Here is a 16,445-nt window from a genome sequence, read left to right as displayed (position 1 = left end):
GGGAGCGAGTCCGTGAGCGCCATATCCGTCATCCTGCTGGTGAGCGCCGGCACCACCGTTGCCCTGGGCGGCCTGTCCCTGTACACCGTGCGTGCCCTGCGCGGGGAGTTGGCCGCGCTGCGGTCGGAGCTGGCCGCCGGCGCGGCGCGGGTACCGGGGGCGCGGCGCGAGGTCTCCCCCGACGACGTCAGAACGGCCGTGGTGACGGCGCTGGCCGAGGAGCGGGAGCGGGAGCTGGCGGAGGCCAGGGCGTACTGGGCGGAGCAGGACGCCAGGGACGACGAGGGCCCGGGCGCGCTGCTGGCCGGCCGTGGCCTGAGCTATGTGGTCGCTGACGACGACGAGGAGCTGCTGGACGCCCTCTTGGAGCGCTATCTGCTGAGCGACTCGACGCTGCCGCCCACCATCCGCGAGGGCTCGCTGTTCCTGCCCCGGCAGGCCGACGAGGGCGCCGAGGACACCCACGAGGAAGCGGGCGGGGCCCCCGGCGACGCGCCCGGCGGCGAGGAGGACGCGCAGGCGGACGAGTCGGCCGCGTTGGCCGCCGCCCGCCGCCGGCACCCCTCGCACCCGGGGTTCACGCTCTCCGGCGAGCCGGTGGACCGCTCGGACGCCGGCGGCCGGCGCCACCGCGCCGACCACGGCGACACGGCCGACCGGCTGACCCAACTCGCGGCCTCCCGCGTCCCGTTGGCGGACGTGCGGCCGGGCCCGCTGGGCACCCTGGACGTCTTCCTCTTCGCCGACGGCACCACGCTGTGCCTCACCCCCAGCCACCAGGAGGCCGCCGAGCGGCTGGCGTCGGCGCTGCGCGCCGGCGAGCCGCCGGTGCTGATGGGCGGCTCGGCGGTCTCCGGCGCCTATGCGCTGACCTTCTCCTGCGGCGCGGAGGAGAACGTCTATCTGCTGGCCGACCGGGTGGTCGCCTCCACGCTCCCCGGCGAATAGCACTCCGGCGAGTAGCACTCCGCGCCGGGAGCGCGCGGGGCGCGCGTCCGGCGGCCCCGGCGCGCGTGAGATGCTCCGGGACGGAACGACCGCACGGAGGCGAGCGAGATGGCGGTGGAGACGGCGGAGTTGCACGCCGCGCTGGAGCGGGTCGTGGAGCGGCTGCGGCGGCTGCCGGAGAGCCGGCTGCGGCGCGGGGCGGCGGCCGAGGGGCGCGCCCTCGCCGACGCGTTGACGCGCCGGGCGCAGCTGCTGGAGGAGCCCCACCTGGGTGGCACCCGGCGGGTGCCCGACGCGGGCCTGTGGGCGGTGGGCGACCAGATCACGGTGACCGGACACGACCTCGCCCGCGCCATCGAGGCCGCCGACGACCCGGCCCGCGCGGAGCGCGAACTGGCCGAGGCGCTGCGGCTGCTGGCCGCGTTCAGGGTCTGAACGCAGGCCGCCGCGCGCCCCGTTCACGGTCCGAACGCGGCCCGGACGCCGCCGGGCCCCGACGAGAGGTCTCGTCGGGGCCCGGTGAGTGAAGCGGTGGACGGCGCCCGGGAGGGCGCCGGCGGTCAGTCGCCCTGAAGGATGGCGATCAGCCGCAGGAACTCCATGTAGATCCAGACCAGGGTCAGGGTCAGGCCGAAGGCGGCCAGCCAGGACTCCTTCTCCGGGGCGCCGTAGGCGACGCCGTCCTCGACCATCTTGAAGTCGAGGGCGAGGAAGCAGGCGCCCAGGATGATGCCGATCACGCCGAAGGCGACGCCGAGCATCCCGTCCCGCAGGCCCAGGCCGTTGCCGCCGCCGATCATCGCGACGACGAGGTTGACCAGGGACAGCAGGATGAAGCCCACCGCGGCGGCGAGCACGAACTGGGTGAAGCGGGCGGTGACGCGGATGATGCGCTGCTTGTACATGAACAGCACACCGGCGAAGACCGCCATGGTGCCGATGACCGCCTGCATCGCGGCGCCGGGCGCGTACTGGTTGATCGCGTTGCTGATGGCACCGAGGAAGATGCCCTCGGTGACGGCGTAGGCCAGAATCAGCGGCGGCGAGGGCTCACGCTTGAACGACTGCCACAGGCCGAGGCCCAGCGCGATCAGCGCGAAGACCACGCCGACGCCCACCGGCAGGTCGGTGATCCAGGCGACAGCGGCGGCGGCGACCACGGCACCCAGGGTGATCGCGGTGCGCGAGACGACGCTGTCGATCGTCATCACATTGGGGCGGGTGGGGGCGACATATCCGCCGTCGGGGCCCACCTGCGGCTGCGCATACGGGTTCCCCGGCTGCGGCGCGTAGGGGTTGGCAGGGCTCCCCGCGTACGGATTCCCGGTCTGCGGCTGCGGTCCGGCGTTGAAGCCGGCGTAGCCGCCGTCCCGACTGAACCCCCGACGCGTGAAGACCGGGTTGCTGCTCCTCATCTCACTCCTCCATGGGCCGCACGGCACGGCCTTGCTACCAGAGTAATGCGTTAGCAAAGTCCGCACGGTAGTGCACCCAAGGAAACTACTGGAAGAGCCGCATTGTTCCCAGCCCTTCAAGAGCCCCGCCCCGGCCGGCGGGAGGTGCTGCTCAGGGGTGTCCGACCCGGGTGGTGCCGCGCTCGGCGACGGCCCCGGCCTGGGGCGCCGGGGCCCGCACCCGGGCGGGCACCCAGGGTGGCTCCCCCGGGCAGGTCCGCCGGATAGGTGCGGGCCTCCTCGTTGACCGAGAGCAGCCCGCCGGAGGCGTCGAGGAGCAGCGGTCCAGGACCGGGTGAGCCCTCGGGGGGTGGATTGACCGTCGGCTCGGCGAACAGCCCCGGGATGTCCGGCGCCTTCGCGGTGCGGACGAGCAACCGGGCCGCGCCGGGCGGGCGTTGGCCGACTCCGGTCGCTGGCCACCACACTCGCGGTCGTCGCCGGATTTCCGCTGCTGGGCGCCGCACTGGCGCCGACCCTGGCCGAACGGGGTCGACGGCGCCAACGGCCCTGATCCGCCTCGGCGTTGGGAGGAGGCTCTGGGTGCCCGGAGCCGGACTTGAACCGGCACGGCCCGAAGGCCAGCGAGTTTTAAGCTCACCGTGTCTGCATTCCACCATCCGGGCACAGATCCCAAGCCGTACCGGGCGCCGGGGCGCCGAGGGAGTCATCCGAGCTTAACGGCCGGATTCGACCCGAACACCGGTGCCCCAGCGCGATGTTGTCTGATTTTATGAGCTGTTGACGACGCGTCAGTACGCGACGGGGCTGTTACAGGCAGCTTTGGCCCGGACGGGGTGCCGCCGTCGCGCGAAGGATGACGCAAATCAACCCTCCGCATCCTTCCGCACACTCAGGGATCATCTCCTCCTCAGGTAGGACGACGGACCGTCCCGTCTCCGACCCGAGGCCGTCCGCCCCGGGAAGGCGGGAGGAGTTGGCGGCCGGAGGGATCACAGACGGGCGGTTTCGGCTCAGGATGGAGGAGTCCTTCCCGCGTCCCGGCTGGAGTACGCCGTGTCCCATGAAGCGCCAGTGCCGCACACCGATTCGACCGGCAGCACGCCCGAGGCCCCCGGCGGCGAGGTGGCCGCCAGGGCCGTGGACCTGACCAAGGTCTACGGCACGGGCGAGACCAGGGTGGTGGCCCTCGACCAGGTCAGCGTCGCCTTCGAGAGGGGGAACTTCACCGCGATCATGGGCCCGTCGGGCTCAGGGAAGTCCACGCTGATGCACTGCATGGCGGGCCTGGACTCGATATCCGCCGGCTCCGCGCGGCTCGGCGACACGGAGCTGAACGGGCTGAGCGACCGCCGGCTGACCCAACTCCGCAGGGACCGCGTCGGGTTCGTCTTCCAGACGTTCAACCTGCTGCCCACACTCAACGCGCTGGAGAACATCACGTTGCCGATGGGCATCGCCGGGACCAAGCCCGACCGGGAGTGGCTGGACCAGGTGATCTCCACGGTCGGGCTCGGGGACCGCCTCAGGCACCGGCCGGCCCAGCTCTCCGGCGGCCAGCAGCAGCGGGTGGCGGTCGCCCGCGCGCTGGCCGGCCGGCCGGAGATCGTCTTCGCCGACGAGCCCACCGGCAACCTGGACTCGCGGGCCGGCGCCGAGATCCTGGGCTTTCTGCGCAACTCCGTCCGGGAGTTGGGGCAGACCGTGGTGATGGTCACCCACGACCCGGTCGCGGCCGGCTACGCGGACCGCGCGGTCTTCCTCGCCGACGGCCGGGTCGTGGACGACATGCCGGCCCCCACGGCGGAGCGGGTCCTGGAACACATGAAGCGGTACGACGCCAGGGGCCACACCGGTCCCTGAGCGGCGGGGGCTCCCGGCCGGCGGCCGGCCGGGAGGTCAGCTCGTCAGCTCGTCAGCTCGACCCAGGAGCGCGGCCGCAGCGGCAGCCCCGAGGCGCCGTCGTCCGGGGTGCGGACCGCGAGGATCTGGTTGACGCCGATCCGGCCGCGCTCGAACTGGAGCGCGGACGCGGCCATGTAGAGCCGCCAGATCCGCGCCCTGGCCGGGCCGACCAGCCGCACCGCCTGGTCCCAGCCCTGCTCCAGGTTGCGCACCCAGCGGCGCAGCGTCAGCGCATAGTGCTCGCGGAGCGACTCGACGTCCCGCACCTCAAGGCCCGAACGTTCCAGCAGGTTCACCGTGCGCCCCACCGGGGCGAGTTCGCCGTCGGGGAAGACATAGGCGTCGATGAACGGGTCGATCCGGTAACTGCCCTCGTCGGCCAGCGGCCGGCGGGCGATCTGGTGGTTGAGCAGCCGGCCGCCGGGGCGCAGCAGCCGGAAGAGCCGGTCGGCGTACTCCTGGTAGCGGGCGGTGCCGACGTGTTCGGCCATGCCGACGGAGGCGACGGCGTCGAAGGGGCCGTCGGTCACCTGGCGGTAGTCCTGGACCCTGATCTCGACGCGGTCGGTCAGGTCCTCCTTGGCGACGCGCTCCCTGGCGTACTCGGCCTGCTCGGCGGAGAGCGTCACGCCGACCGCCCGCACGCCGTAGTGCTGGGCGGCGTGCAGCACCAACGAGCCCCAGCCGCAGCCGACATCGAGCAGTCGTTGCCCCTCGCGCAGCCCCAGCTTGCGGCAGATCAGGTCGAGCTTGGCGGCCTGGGCGTCCTGGAGGTCGTCGGTGCCGGGGCCCCAGACCGCGCAGGAGTAGACCATGGAGGGGCCGAGCACCAGCTCGTAGAACTCGTTGCCGACGTCGTAGTGGTGGCTGATGGCCCGGCGGTCCCGGCGCTGGGAGTGCGCGGTTCCCGGCCGGCGGCGGCGGTCCTCCTCGCGGGGCGGGCGGACCGGCAGCGGCAGCGGCCCGGAGAGGGCGAGGAGTTCGGGGACGACGGACAGCATCCGGGTGCGCGGGACGGCCGGCGCGTCCGCGCGGTCCCAGACCAGTTCGGAGAGCGCGGCGAGCGCCTCGTACAGGTCGCCGTCGACGTCGATGTCGCCGGCCACCCAGGCGCGGGCGAGGCCGAGTTCGCCGGGCCGGAAGAGCATCCGACGCAGTGCCCGGCGGCGTCGGACCACGATGACGGGCCCCTCGGTCGGCCCGGCCTCGCTGCCGTCCCACGCCCGGAGGCGGAGCGGAAGCGGGGAGCCGAGGAGCTGTTCGGTGAGAGCGGCGAGGCGGGGAGCGACAGTCACGAGACAAACCTCCGCAGATTTGGACAAACTGCCCACGGTTACCTTGGCGTCCAGCTCTCGTTGAACGCCGCCGATCCGCCGCCGATTCCGCGCGATTCCCCCCACACCGCCCCCTCGATTGGGCCGCCCGGCCCACCCCGTGACCCGAACACGCTGCGGGCGGGCGACCGCGTGGGTCGCCCGCCCTCGGCGTGCGGTGGATCGGGGCCTCGAAGGGCCCTTCGGTCAGCCCGCGCGGGCCTCCGAGCGCTCCCTGGCCGGGCGCTCCTCGGCCGCGCCGGCCGGCCGCTCGACCGGCCTGGCCGGGGCCGGGACGGGCGCCGCCGCCTCGTGGAACTCGTCGCGCGGGTGCTCCATGGCGCCCAGCGAGACGACCTCGCGCTTGAGGAAGAGGCCCAGCGTCCAGTCGGCGAAGACCCGGATCTTGCGGTTCCAGGTCGGGACGGCCATGCCGTGGTAGCCACGGTGCAGGTACCAGCCGATGCGGCCGCGGAAGCGGAGCGACAGCCGGCCCAGCTTGATCATGGCCACGCCCTTGTGCAGGCCGAGGCCGGCGACCGCGCCCATGCTGGCGTGCTTGTACTCGTGCTGCGGGAAGCCGCGCATCCCGGCGATGACGTTGTCGCCGAGCACCTTGGCCTGGCGCAGGGCGTGTTGGGCGTTCGGCGGGCACCAGGCGTTCTCCACCCCGGCCTCGCGCGCGGCCAGGTCGGGGACCTGGGCGTTGTCGCCGGCCGACCAGATGTGGCCGGTGCCCTTCACCTGGAGGGTGGGCTCGGTGTCCACGTGGCCCCTGGGGCCCAGCGGCAGCCCGAAGTCGGCGAGCGCCGGGTTGGGCTTGACGCCGGCCGTCCAGACCAGGGTGTTCGAGTCCAGCTCGACGCCGTTGCTGAGCACCACGTGGCCGTCGACGCAGGACTTCAGGGAGGTCTTGAGGTGCACCTCGATGCCGCGCTGCTTGAGGTGTTCCAGGCCCCACTCGCCGAGCTTGGGCCCGACCTCGGGGAGGATGCGCTCGGCCACGTCGACCAGCACGAAGCGCAGGTCCGCCGGCTTGATGCTCGGGTAGTACTTCGTGGCGTCCCTGGCCATGTCCTCGACCTCGCCGATGGTCTCGGCTCCGGCGAAGCCGCCGCCCACGAAGACGAAGGTCAGCGCCTTGCGGCGGATCTCCTCGTCGGTGGTGGAGTCGGCCTTGTCCAACTGCTCCAGGACGTGGTTGCGCAGGCCGATGGCCTCCTCGACGCCCTTCATGCCGATGCCCTGCTCGGCCAGGCCGGGGATCGGGAAGGTGCGGGAGACGGCGCCGAGCGCCACCACCAGGTAGTCGAAGGGGACCTCGTAGGACGAACCGACGTGCGGCGCCACCGTGGCGACCTGCCGGTCCTGGTCGATGGTGGTGACTCGGCCGGTGAGGACCTCTGCCTTGGGCAGCACGCGACGCAGGGGCACCACGACGTGCCGCGGGGAGATGCTGCCGGCAGCGGCTTCGGGAAGGAAGGGCTGGTAGGTCATGTAGGAGCGAGGGTCGACGACGGTGACGGTGGCCTCGCCATACCGCAGCTTCTTCAGGATGCGGCGGGCCGCGTACAGACCGACGTAACCCCCGCCTACGACGAGGATGCGCGGACGCTCCGTGGTGCTCATGCCATCGAGTATCCACCCACCCCCGGGGGCGACCTCGTGAGGCCCTTCACAAGCGTCGGGCGACTTTGTGCTACACTTCGCGCCCCACTGCGCCGGGCGCCTCGTCCCCACCGGGCCCAACGACCCCTCAGAACCCGGGAGTCGGGCCCCTCACAAGAGAACGAGCCAGGTCGAGAGGGTGCCCCCCGGCGCGACCCGGCCGACGCCGCCGGCCGTCCCGCGCCTTCCGCGTTCGCCGCCCCGGGGCCTCCGACCGCCGGGCACCGCTCGGCGTCCACCGTTCGGAACACTTTCGGGGCCTGTCGGCACCCCGGTCATGTGAATAACTTCACGAAGTTCGTCACCGCCCCGCCGGGCGGCGGCCGCAGCCGGCCTCGGCCCGGCGGGAGAGCCGGCGGAAAACCCGGAAACGCCCCGCTCAGCGGGCCAGCACGCTCCACAGCAGGCCGTCCAGGATGTCGTGCTCGGAGACCGTGACCCGGGCGACGTCCGCCCGTTCCATGGCGCGCAGCAGCACCAGGGCGCCGGCGCCGATCACGTCGACCCGCCCCGGGTGCATCGAGGGAACGGCCGCGCGCTCGGCGTGGGTCGCGCGCAGCAGCCAGTCGACGATCTCCCGCACCCGCTCCCGCTCCAGCACCGCGTGGTGGATGGCGGCCGGGTCGTACTCGGACAGCTCCAGGGCCATGGCCGCCACCGTGGTGACCGACCCGGCCAGCCCCACCAGCGTGCCGGCGCGCTCCAACGGCACGCGCTCGGCGGCCAGTTCGAGGGCCGCGTCGATGTCGGCGGTCAGCGCGGCCAGCGCCTCGGGCCCCGGCGGGTCCGCCACCGCGCCGTCGGCCGTCGTCAGATGCCGCTCGGTGAGCCGGACGCAGCCGATGTCCACGCTGCGCGCCGCCGACACCCGATCGTCGCCCAGCACGAACTCGGTGGAGCCGCCGCCGATGTCCATCACCAGGAACGGCCGCGCCACCTCGGGCCGGCCGGCCAGCTCCCGCGTCGCGCCGGTGAAGGAGAGCGCGGCCTCCTCGTCCCCGGTGATCACCTCGGGCACCACGCCCAGGATCTCCTTGACGCCCCGCACGAAGTCGTCGCGGTTCTCGGCGTCCCTGGAGGCCGAGGTGGCGACGAACCGCAGCCGGTCGGGGGTCACCCCGTGGGCGGCGATCGCCGCCGCGTAGTCCCGGCACGCCGCCAGGGTGCGGGCCAGCGCCTCGGGCGCCAACCGGCCGGTGCGGTCCACGCCCTGGCCCAGCCGGACGATCTCCATCCGCCGCTCGCGGTCGACCAGTTGACCGGTCTCCGGGTCGGCGTCGGCCACCAGCAGCCGGATCGAGTTGGTGCCGCAGTCGATGGCGGCGGCGGTCGTCAGGCTCATGCGTTCTCTCCTCGCGCGGGGTGCGGGCCGGCCTTGGCCTCGGCGGCGGCTCCGGTGGCGCAGCGGCCGGCGCGCCACCACTCGGGCAGCATGGCCAGGGCCTCGTCGCCCAGCGGGTTGACGCCGGGTCCCGCGACCAGCGCGTGCGCGACCAGCACATGGAGGCACTTGACCCGCTCCGGCATCCCGCCGGCGCTGGGGAAGCCGGCCAGCACCTCGATCGCGTCCCGCCGCGCCAGGTAGTCCTCGTGGGCCGCCCGGTAGGCGGCGGCCAGCTCCGGGTCGGCGGCCAGCCGCTCGGTCATCTCCCGCATCACGCCGTTGGCCTCCAGGGTGCCGATGGCGGAGGCGGCGCGCGGGCAGGTCAGGTAGTAGGTGGTGGGGAACGGGGCGCCGTCGGGCAGCCGGGGCGCCGTCTCCACCACGTCGGGGTTGCCGCACGGGCAGCGGTGCGCGACCGCGCGCAGCCCGCGCGGGGGGCGGCCGAGCTGCTCCTCGATCACCGCAACGTCGGTCGGGGTCGGGGTTTCCACGGGTGAACTCTTCTCAGGGGGACAACTCACGGGAGGGCGCGGCGAGCGGCGCCTCCCAGGGAACAACGAGTGTCGCGGACGCGGCGGCCGGGCCGCTCACCGGGGCCGGTCGGCCCGGTCGACGCCGTCCCACAGGTTCTGGTGCCAGGGGCGGGGCGCCAACGTCCCCCGGGTGCGCAGCCGTTCGTCACTGCCGGCGTCCGCGCCGGGGGCGCCGTCGGGCAGGACATAGCCGATCTCGCCGGGCCGCACATAGCGCAGCCGCTCCCTGGCCTGCCGTTCGACATAGGCCTCGTCCTGCCAGCGGGCCTTGGCGTCCCGCAGCTCCTCGACGCGGTCGGCGGCCTCCTTGGCCAGCCGCCGCTGCTCGGAGATCTCCGAGCGCTGCTGCACGTACTGGCGCAGCGGATAGGCGAGGGCGACCACCAACGAGCAGACCACCAGCGCCAGCAGCGCGGCCCTGCCGGTGAGCCGGCCGCGCCGCTGCTGGCCGCCGCCCCGGCGCGGCCGGGCGAGCCGGCGGCTCTGCGCCCGGTAGACCCGGGCGGCGGCCTGCTCGCCGAGCGCCCGCAACCGGGTGGCGGTGGAGAACCGGTCCCGCTGCGCGGCCACATCGCCTCCCTGTCGCCCTCGCGTGGACTGCCCACGACTCGTCCCCGCCACCGTACGGGACGGACGGCGGGGACCGGTCGGGGGACACGAACGGGCGGCCGAGGAGCGCCGGGCGGGCGGTGCGCGCCGGGCGCCGGGGCCGCCCGCGCGCGGTCAGCCCTTGAAGCGCGGGAAGGCGCTGCGGCCGGCGTAGACGGCGGCGTCGTCGAGGATCTCCTCGATGCGCAGCAGCTGGTTGTACTTGGCGACCCGCTCGGAACGGGCGGGGGCGCCGGTCTTGATCTGGCCGCAGTTGGTGGCGACGGCCAGGTCGGCGATGGTGACGTCCTCGGTCTCGCCGGAGCGGTGGGACATCATGCACTTGAAGCCGTTGCGCTGGGCCAGCTCCATGGCGTCCAGGGTCTCGGTGAGCGAGCCGATCTGGTTGACCTTCACCAGCAGCGCGTTGGCGGACCGGTTGTCGATGCCGCGCTGGAGCCGCTCGGGGTTGGTGACGAACAGGTCGTCGCCGACGATCTGCACCTTCTCACCGAGCCGCGCGGTCAGCGCCTGCCAGCCGTCCCAGTCCTCCTCGGACAGCGGGTCCTCGATGGAGACCAGCGGGTACGCCTCCACCAACTCCTCGTAGTAGTCGGTGAGCTGCTGGGCGCTGAGGGACTTGCCCTCCAGGGTGTAGGAGCCGTCCGAGTACAGCTCGGTGGCGGCCACGTCCAGGGCCAGCGCGATGTCCTGGCCGGGGGTGTAGCCGGCCTTCTGGATGGCCTCGACGATCAGGTCGAGCGCCTCGCGGTTGGAGGACAGGTTGGGGGCGAAGCCGCCCTCGTCGCCGAGGCCGGTGCCGAGGCCGCGCTCCTTGAGGACCTTCTTGAGCGTGTGGTAGGTCTCCGCGCCCCAGCGGACGGCCTCGGAGAAGGACTCCGCGCCGATCGGGGCGATCATGAACTCCTGGATGTCGACGTTGGAGTCCGCGTGGGCACCGCCGTTGAGGATGTTCATCATCGGCACCGGCAGCAGGTGCGCGTTGGGGCCGCCGAGGTAGCGGAAGAGCAGCAGGTCGCGGGACTCGGAGGCGGCGTGGGCGACGGCCAGCGAGACGCCGAGGATGGCGTTGGCGCCGAGCGAGGACTTGTCCGGGGTCGCGTCCAGGTCGAACATCGCCTGGTCGATCAGGCGCTGCTCGGTGGCGTCGTAGCCGACCAGCTCGGGGCCGATCTGCTCGATGACGGCGAGCACGGCCTTCTCCACGCCCTTGCCGAGGTACCGGTTGGCGTCGCCGTCGCGCAGCTCCAGCGCCTCGAAGGCGCCGGTGGAGGCGCCGGAGGGGACGGCGGCGCGGCCGGTGGAGCCGTCGTCGAGGCCCACCTCGACCTCGACCGTGGGGTTGCCTCGCGAGTCCAGGATCTCGCGGGCTACGACGACGTCGATGGACGGCACGAGGTTCTCCTTCGGGTCAGAGTGTGTGGTCGACCTGCGCGTGACCTGTGCCGGCCCGCCCCGTCGACCTCATCCAAGGTGACGCCCTGAGCCTAACCGCCTCGCGGCCCGCCGCCGTCATCCAGCGCCCGTCACGCGCCGGGAGGCCCGGTGAAGTGCCTGGTCAACCGGGGTTGCGGGACGGCAAAGCTTTTTGTTTAACCACTGAAGAAAACGGGGTGCCCGGCCGGTGAACACCGGCCGGGCACGGGGACGCGTCCGTCAGGTCCGGGGACGGTGACGGATCAGAGGGACAGCTCCTGACCGGGGCGGATCAGGTTGGGGTCCTCGCCGATCACGTCGACGTTGTCGGCCCAGATCTGCCGCCAGGTGGTGTCGTGCTCCTCGGCGATGGCGGAGAGGGTGTCGCCCTTGACGACGGTGTAGGTCTCGCCGTCCCCGGCCTCGGCCGAGCGCGGCTGGGCCTCGACCGGCTGCTCCGGCTCGGGCTGCGCCTCCGGGGCCTGCTCCTCGGGCGCGGACTGCTCGGCGGAGCCGCCGGAGGTGTCGAGTTCGGGGGCCGGGCCGCCGGAGGTCAGCCCGGCCTGGGCGCCGCAGACCGGCCAGGCGCCGGGGCCCTGCATCGCCAACAGCTCCTCGGCGGCGGCGATCTGCTGCTCCTTGGTGGCCTGGTCGGCGCGCGCCGCGTACTGGGTGCCGCCGGCCGCCTCCCAGCTGGACTGGGAGAACTGGAGGCCGCCGTAGTAGCCGTTGCCGGTGTTGATGGACCAGTCGCCGCCGGACTCGCACTGGGCGACGGCGTCCCAGGTGTCCACGGAGGCGGCCGAGGCGCCGGAGGCGCCGATCAGCGGGATGGCCACGGCGGCGCCGGTGACGCCGGCGGCGGTGGCTATGCGGGTGGGCTTGCTGGGACGGCGGTGCCGCCCCGTGCCGGAGAACAGCATGACGTTCCTTCTCACCGGACGCCTGCGAGGTGAGCTGTCGGGTTCGGGATCAGGTGAGTTGCCCGGCCGACAGGGGCAGTTGGGCTGGTCTGTCGGCTTCACCCCGAGCCGTCCACGGCGCCCGAAGGGCGCCGGTCCGGCGGACACGGTCGACACGTCGGCCAGGGGCGGCCGTTGACCGTGCTGGGTCCCCCGCTCCTGTCTGCGGTGGTGCGCGTGGTGGCCCGGGTCGGCGACAGGATTCGGCGTAACGCCCCGGACGCCCGGCGGAAAACCGGGCGAGGGGACACTAAACACACCCGCGCTAACGATTCAAGAACGATGAAGATCGTCGCATCGCCCCAACTTGACCGACTTTGGCCGGAGGGCGACACCTTCTCGCAGGTCAGCGAGGAAAAGGGGTGGTTGGGAGGAGCGGGACACTCCGCGACGGACCGAGAGGATCGTCACACACCAGGCGCTCGCGGGCCGGGGCGCGCCAGGCGACCCAAGAGCCGCCCGGCGCGCGCCGCTTAGCGACCGCTGGCGGTCAAGTCCAGCTGCTGGCCGGGGAGAATAAAGTCTGGGTCGTCCCCAATGACCGATTCGTTCGCCCGGTAGAGGGCGGGCCAGCCGCCCGAGATGTCATGGTCCAGGGCGATCTGCGAGAGGGTGTCGCCCGGAATCACCCGATAGTCGCCGTTCGTTCCCCCACCCGCGTCGGCCCGCTCGTCGGACCGGTCGCCGCGCGCCTCGTCGCGCTGGCGCTCGGCCTCGCCGGCCTCGCCAGTCTCCGCCGGGTCGGGGTCGCCCCGGTGCCGGCCGTTGCCCTCCGACTCGGGCCGCTCGTCCGGCAGATCGCCGGCCCGCCCCTCGTCCGGCTGGTCCCCCGCCTCGGGGGTCTCCTCGACCGGCTCGGGCTCCGGCGTCGCGTCCCCCGGGCGCTCGTCGGTGCCGTCCGACGAGTCCTCGGGCGAGGCGCCGATCTCCTCCTCCGCCTGGGCCTCCTCGGCCTCCTCGGCGCGGTCGATCTCCTCGCGCTGCTCCTGGCGGTACTCCTGCCACACCCCGCTGGCCAGCCCGCAGCCGGGCAGCGCGCCCCGGCCCATCCCGGCCATGATCCGCTCGGCCACGGATATCTGCTGGGCGCGGCTGGCCAGATCGGGCCGGATCGCGAACTCCAACCCGCCGTACTCCTCCCAGAGTTCGATCGTCAACTGGAAGCCTCCGTACTGACCGTTGCCGTCGTTGGCGCTCCACCGGCCGCCGGACTCGCACTCCGCCGCCCGGTCCCACGCCTCGTCGCCGACCGCCGAGGCCGAGCCGGCGCTCAGCAGCGGCATGGCGATGCCGGCGCCGGTGACGCCCGCTGCGACGATGAAGGCAGGAGCCTGCCGTGGGCGACGATGACGACCTGTCCCGGAGCGCATCTGCGGACCCTCCCAAACGAACACTGTTGCGGTTGAGGGGAACCTAGCCGTCCCCACCGCACGATCACAAGCCGATCCCACGCAGATCACGCGCGGATCACACTACTGACGCCCCGTCACGCGCGCCGGCGTGAACTCCACGGGCAGCGAGCGCAGTCCACGCATGATCAGCCCACCGCGCCAGCGCGGCTCGGGCGCACCGCTCGCCCACCGCAGATCCGGCAGCCTTCGCAGCAGCACCGCGAAGGCCGTTCGCGCCTCCGCCCTGGCCAGGGGTGCGCCCAGACAGTAGTGGATGCCGTGGCCGTAGCCGAGATGGGGGTTGTCAACTCGGCGCAGATCCAGGGTGTTCGGGGCCTCGAAGCGCTCCGGGTCCCGGTCGGCCGCCGCGAGCACCACCAGCACCGGCTCGCCGGACTCCACCAACTGCCCGCCCAGGGTGAGCCGTTCGGTGGCGAAGCGCCAGGTCGCCAGCTCGACGGGGCCGTCGAAGCGGAGCAGTTCCTCGACCGCCGTGGCCAACAGCCGCTCGTCGCCGGCCGCCAGCCCGGCGCGCAGCAGGGCCAGTTGCTCAGGGTGACGCAGCAGCGCGTGCACGCCGTTCCCGATCAGGTTGACCGTGGTCTCGAAGCCGGCGAAGAGCAGGATGAACGCCATCGCCGCCGCCTCGTCCTCGGTCAGCTGCTCGCCGTGATCGGAGGCGCGGATCAGCCCGGAGATCAGGTCGTCGCCCGGCGCCAGGCGCTTACGGTGGATCAACTCCGCGAGATAGCCGCGCATCCGCTTCACCGCGCGCCCCACGCCGCCCCGCTTGCCGCTGGTGTGCAGCATCATGCCGGCCCAGGAGCGGAAGTCGTCCTGGTCCTCGGCCGGCACGCCCAGCAGGTCGCAGATGGCGTAGATGGGCAGCGGGAACGCGAACTCGTCGATCAGGTCGGCCGATCCGCGCTCCGCGAAGCCGTCGACCAGCCGCTCGGTCAACTCCCGCACCCGGGGCTCGAACGCGGCGACCCGGCGCGGGGTGAACGCCTGCGAGACCAGTCGGCGCAGCCGGGTGTGGTCGGGCGGGTCGATGTTGAGGAGGTGCGTCATCAGCCCGGCGCCGCGCTCGCCGGGGATGCCGACCCGGCCCGCGGCGTGCCGGTCGGCGCTGTGCCGGGACGGGTTCTTGCTGAGCCTGGGGTCGGCCAGGGCCGCGCGGGCGTCCCGGTAGCGGGTCACCAGCCAGGCCTCGACGCCGCTGGGCAGGGTCGCCCGGTGCACGGGCGCGTGCTCGCGCAGCCACGCGTAGGCGGGGTAGGGGTCGGCCAGGAAGTCGGGTCCGAACAGCGCCGGTCGCTCCCCCGCGCCGGCGTGCGCGGGGCAGGGGTCCGCGCCCGCGTGCGCGCCGTCCCGCACGCCGGCTCGTTCCCGTTCGCGGGCACGCTGCCCGGCGGCGCACTCAGCCACCCGCGCGCTCCCCGGGCCGGTCCGGGATCACCGCCGAGACGCGGAAGCCGCCCTCGTCGGTCGGGCCGGAGACGAAGCCGCCGCCCAGCGCCGTCACCCGCTCCCGCATCCCGACCAGGCCGTTGCCGCCGCTGGGCAGCCTGGCCTCGTCGGGGCGGCGGGCGGCGCCGTCGGGGGCCTCGTTGCGCACCTGCACGGCGACCTCGCCGTCCCGGTGCGCCAGCCGCACCCAGGCGGCGGCGCCGGCCGCGTGCTTGTGCACATTGGTCAGCGCCTCCTGGACCACCCGGTAGGCCGTCGACTCCACCTGCTCCGGATAGTCGCGGTGCTCGCCCTCGACGGCCAGCTCCACCCGCATCCCCGCCGCCCGCGACTCCTCGACCAGGGCGCGCAGCCCGGTGAGCCGGGGCCCCTCGCCGTTGCCGGCGGGCCCGGGCGGCTGGCGCCCCTCGTCGGGCGTCCGGGCCTCCGCCGCCTCGCCCTGGCCGGCGCCCGAGGCGATCTCGGCCAGCCGGGAGGCGCGGGACGCGTCCGAGGCGCCGGTCGGTCCGGCCGGCGCGGCGCGGAGCACGCCCAGCATGGTGCGCAGCTCGGTCAGCGCCTGGCGGCCCATGTCGCCGATCAGCGAGGCGTTCCGCGCGGCCTTCTCCGGGTCCTTGGGCGCCACCGCCTGCACGGCGGCGGCGTGCACCACCATCAGGCTCACCCGGTGCGCCACCACGTCGTGCATCTCCCGGGCGATGCGCCGCCGTTCCTCGTCGCGCGCCCACTCGGCGCGCTCCTCGGCCCGCTCGGCCAGCAGCCCCAGCTCGCGCTCCAGGCCGAGCGCCCGGTCGCGCAGGGTCTCCACCAACCGCCGCCTGGCCCGGACATACATCCCCAGCAACACCGGCGGCACCACCGAGGCCACGCCGAAGAGCAACGCCACCAGCGGCCGGAACCAGACCGGGACGGCCTGCTCCCTGATCGCCGGGTCGTTGTCCAGCAGCAGATAGGTGACGATGACCGTGCCCAGGCCCTCCATGCAGGCCAGCGCGGCGATCACCCGGCGGGGCGCGTCCGTGGTGGCCAGCGTGTAGAGGCCGACGAGCGCCAGCACGGCGCCCATGTTGGCCGGCAGCACGGCGATCGAGATGAGGATCACGGCCAGCGGCCAGCGCCGCCGCACCAGCAGCGCCAGCCCGGCCAGCGCGCCCGGAACCACGACCAGCCCGACCGGGAGTCCGGTCCGGTCGGCGAAGCCCACCCCCTGGACCGCGCACTCGACGGCCGAGACCACCGCGAGCCCCGCGTCCAGCGCCACGCTGCGCCGTCGCGTCCACCACAGCAGGCGGAAGTCCCCTCCGGCCGTGGGCGCCCCCTTCGCATCCATGACGACCAGCCTACGGGCGCGGGCGGCGCGGTTTTCCGTCGGGCGGAAACCCGGCCGGCAACGGGGCGGCGGGCGCGTTCACCGGCGGGACGCCGCGACGT

14 protein-coding genes, 1 tRNA gene and 1 riboswitch are annotated in these 16,445 nt (G+C 73.7%); of the genes, 3 read left to right on the top strand and 12 right to left on the bottom strand.

The features are described from left to right. Positions 1-12: 12 nt before the first annotated feature. Both FH609_RS14435 and FH609_RS14430 read left to right on the top strand, forming a co-directional pair. On the top strand, positions 13-948 hold the full coding sequence (locus FH609_RS14435) for a hypothetical protein (RefSeq protein WP_139674350.1): 936 nt from the start codon (positions 13-15) through the stop codon (positions 946-948). A 108-nt stretch (positions 949-1,056) separates the two neighbouring features. Continuing rightward, positions 1,057-1,383, top strand: a complete 327-nt coding sequence (locus tag FH609_RS14430) for a hypothetical protein (RefSeq protein WP_139674353.1) — start codon at positions 1,057-1,059, stop codon at positions 1,381-1,383. Between the two features lie 125 nt (positions 1,384-1,508). On the opposite strand, the gene FH609_RS14425 is transcribed toward FH609_RS14430, so the two are convergent. Both FH609_RS14425 and FH609_RS14420 read right to left on the bottom strand, forming a co-directional pair. Continuing rightward, positions 1,509-2,363, bottom strand: coding sequence for a Bax inhibitor-1/YccA family membrane protein (locus FH609_RS14425; protein ID WP_139674357.1), 855 nt, complete (start codon positions 2,361-2,363; stop codon positions 1,509-1,511). Between the two features lie 583 nt (positions 2,364-2,946). Further along, positions 2,947-3,028 (bottom strand) — tRNA-Leu (locus FH609_RS14420). Between the two features lie 409 nt (positions 3,029-3,437). Here FH609_RS14420 and FH609_RS14415 point away from each other — a divergent pair. Next, positions 3,438-4,226 carry an ABC transporter ATP-binding protein gene (locus FH609_RS14415; protein ID WP_193318104.1) on the top strand — a complete coding sequence of 263 codons (789 nt, stop codon included), beginning with the start codon at positions 3,438-3,440 and terminating at the stop codon, positions 4,224-4,226. Between the two features lie 44 nt (positions 4,227-4,270). Here the strand turns inward: FH609_RS14415 and FH609_RS14410 are convergent, their stop codons facing one another. The 10 genes from FH609_RS14410 to FH609_RS14365 form a co-directional block, all read right to left on the bottom strand. After that, entirely contained in the window at positions 4,271-5,563 is a 1,293-nt protein-coding gene (locus tag FH609_RS14410) for an SAM-dependent methyltransferase (protein WP_139674363.1), read from the bottom strand. A 225-nt stretch (positions 5,564-5,788) separates the two neighbouring features. Then, entirely contained in the window at positions 5,789-7,210 is a 1,422-nt protein-coding gene (locus FH609_RS14405) for an NAD(P)/FAD-dependent oxidoreductase (RefSeq protein ID WP_139674366.1), read from the bottom strand. A gap of 418 nt (positions 7,211-7,628) precedes the next feature. Beyond that, positions 7,629-8,585 (bottom strand): Ppx/GppA phosphatase family protein, encoded by a 957-nt coding sequence (locus FH609_RS14400; RefSeq protein ID WP_139674481.1) that lies wholly within the window; start codon positions 8,583-8,585, stop codon positions 7,629-7,631. A gap of 2 nt (positions 8,586-8,587) precedes the next feature. Then, complete coding sequence (locus tag FH609_RS14395; protein WP_226961650.1) at positions 8,588-9,124, bottom strand: DUF501 domain-containing protein; 537 nt, start codon at positions 9,122-9,124, stop codon at positions 8,588-8,590. A 96-nt stretch (positions 9,125-9,220) separates the two neighbouring features. Then, the gene (locus FH609_RS14390) at positions 9,221-9,736 is read right to left on the bottom strand and encodes an FtsB family cell division protein (RefSeq protein WP_139674370.1); all 516 of its coding nucleotides are present in this window, start codon (positions 9,734-9,736) and stop codon (positions 9,221-9,223) included. Positions 9,737-9,889: 153 nt separating this feature from the next. Beyond that, on the bottom strand, positions 9,890-11,170 hold the full coding sequence (gene eno, locus FH609_RS14385) for a phosphopyruvate hydratase (protein WP_139674373.1): 1,281 nt from the start codon (positions 11,168-11,170) through the stop codon (positions 9,890-9,892). A 284-nt stretch (positions 11,171-11,454) separates the two neighbouring features. Then, on the bottom strand, positions 11,455-12,114 hold the full coding sequence (locus FH609_RS14380) for a transglycosylase family protein (RefSeq protein WP_139674376.1): 660 nt from the start codon (positions 12,112-12,114) through the stop codon (positions 11,455-11,457). A 3-nt stretch (positions 12,115-12,117) separates the two neighbouring features. Further along, a riboswitch (cyclic di-AMP (ydaO/yuaA leader) is annotated at positions 12,118-12,266 on the bottom strand. Between the two features lie 360 nt (positions 12,267-12,626). Further along, a complete protein-coding gene (locus tag FH609_RS32290; RefSeq protein WP_139674379.1) occupies positions 12,627-13,523 on the bottom strand; it encodes a transglycosylase family protein in 897 nt (298 codons plus the stop codon). Positions 13,524-13,625: 102 nt separating this feature from the next. Then, positions 13,626-14,921 carry a cytochrome P450 family protein gene (locus tag FH609_RS14370; RefSeq protein WP_139674484.1) on the bottom strand — a complete coding sequence of 432 codons (1,296 nt, stop codon included), beginning with the start codon at positions 14,919-14,921 and terminating at the stop codon, positions 13,626-13,628. Between the two features lie 43 nt (positions 14,922-14,964). Further along, the gene (locus FH609_RS14365; protein ID WP_139674382.1) at positions 14,965-16,344 is read right to left on the bottom strand and encodes a sensor histidine kinase; all 1,380 of its coding nucleotides are present in this window, start codon (positions 16,342-16,344) and stop codon (positions 14,965-14,967) included. Between the last annotated feature and the right edge of the window lie 101 nt (positions 16,345-16,445).

Source organism: Streptomyces sp. 3MP-14 (assembly GCF_006334905.2).
Classification (GTDB): domain Bacteria; phylum Actinomycetota; class Actinomycetes; order Streptomycetales; family Streptomycetaceae; genus Streptomyces; species Streptomyces triticirhizae.
Note: the sequence above shows the minus strand (reverse complement) of the source record. Positions and strands in the feature narration are given on the sequence as shown.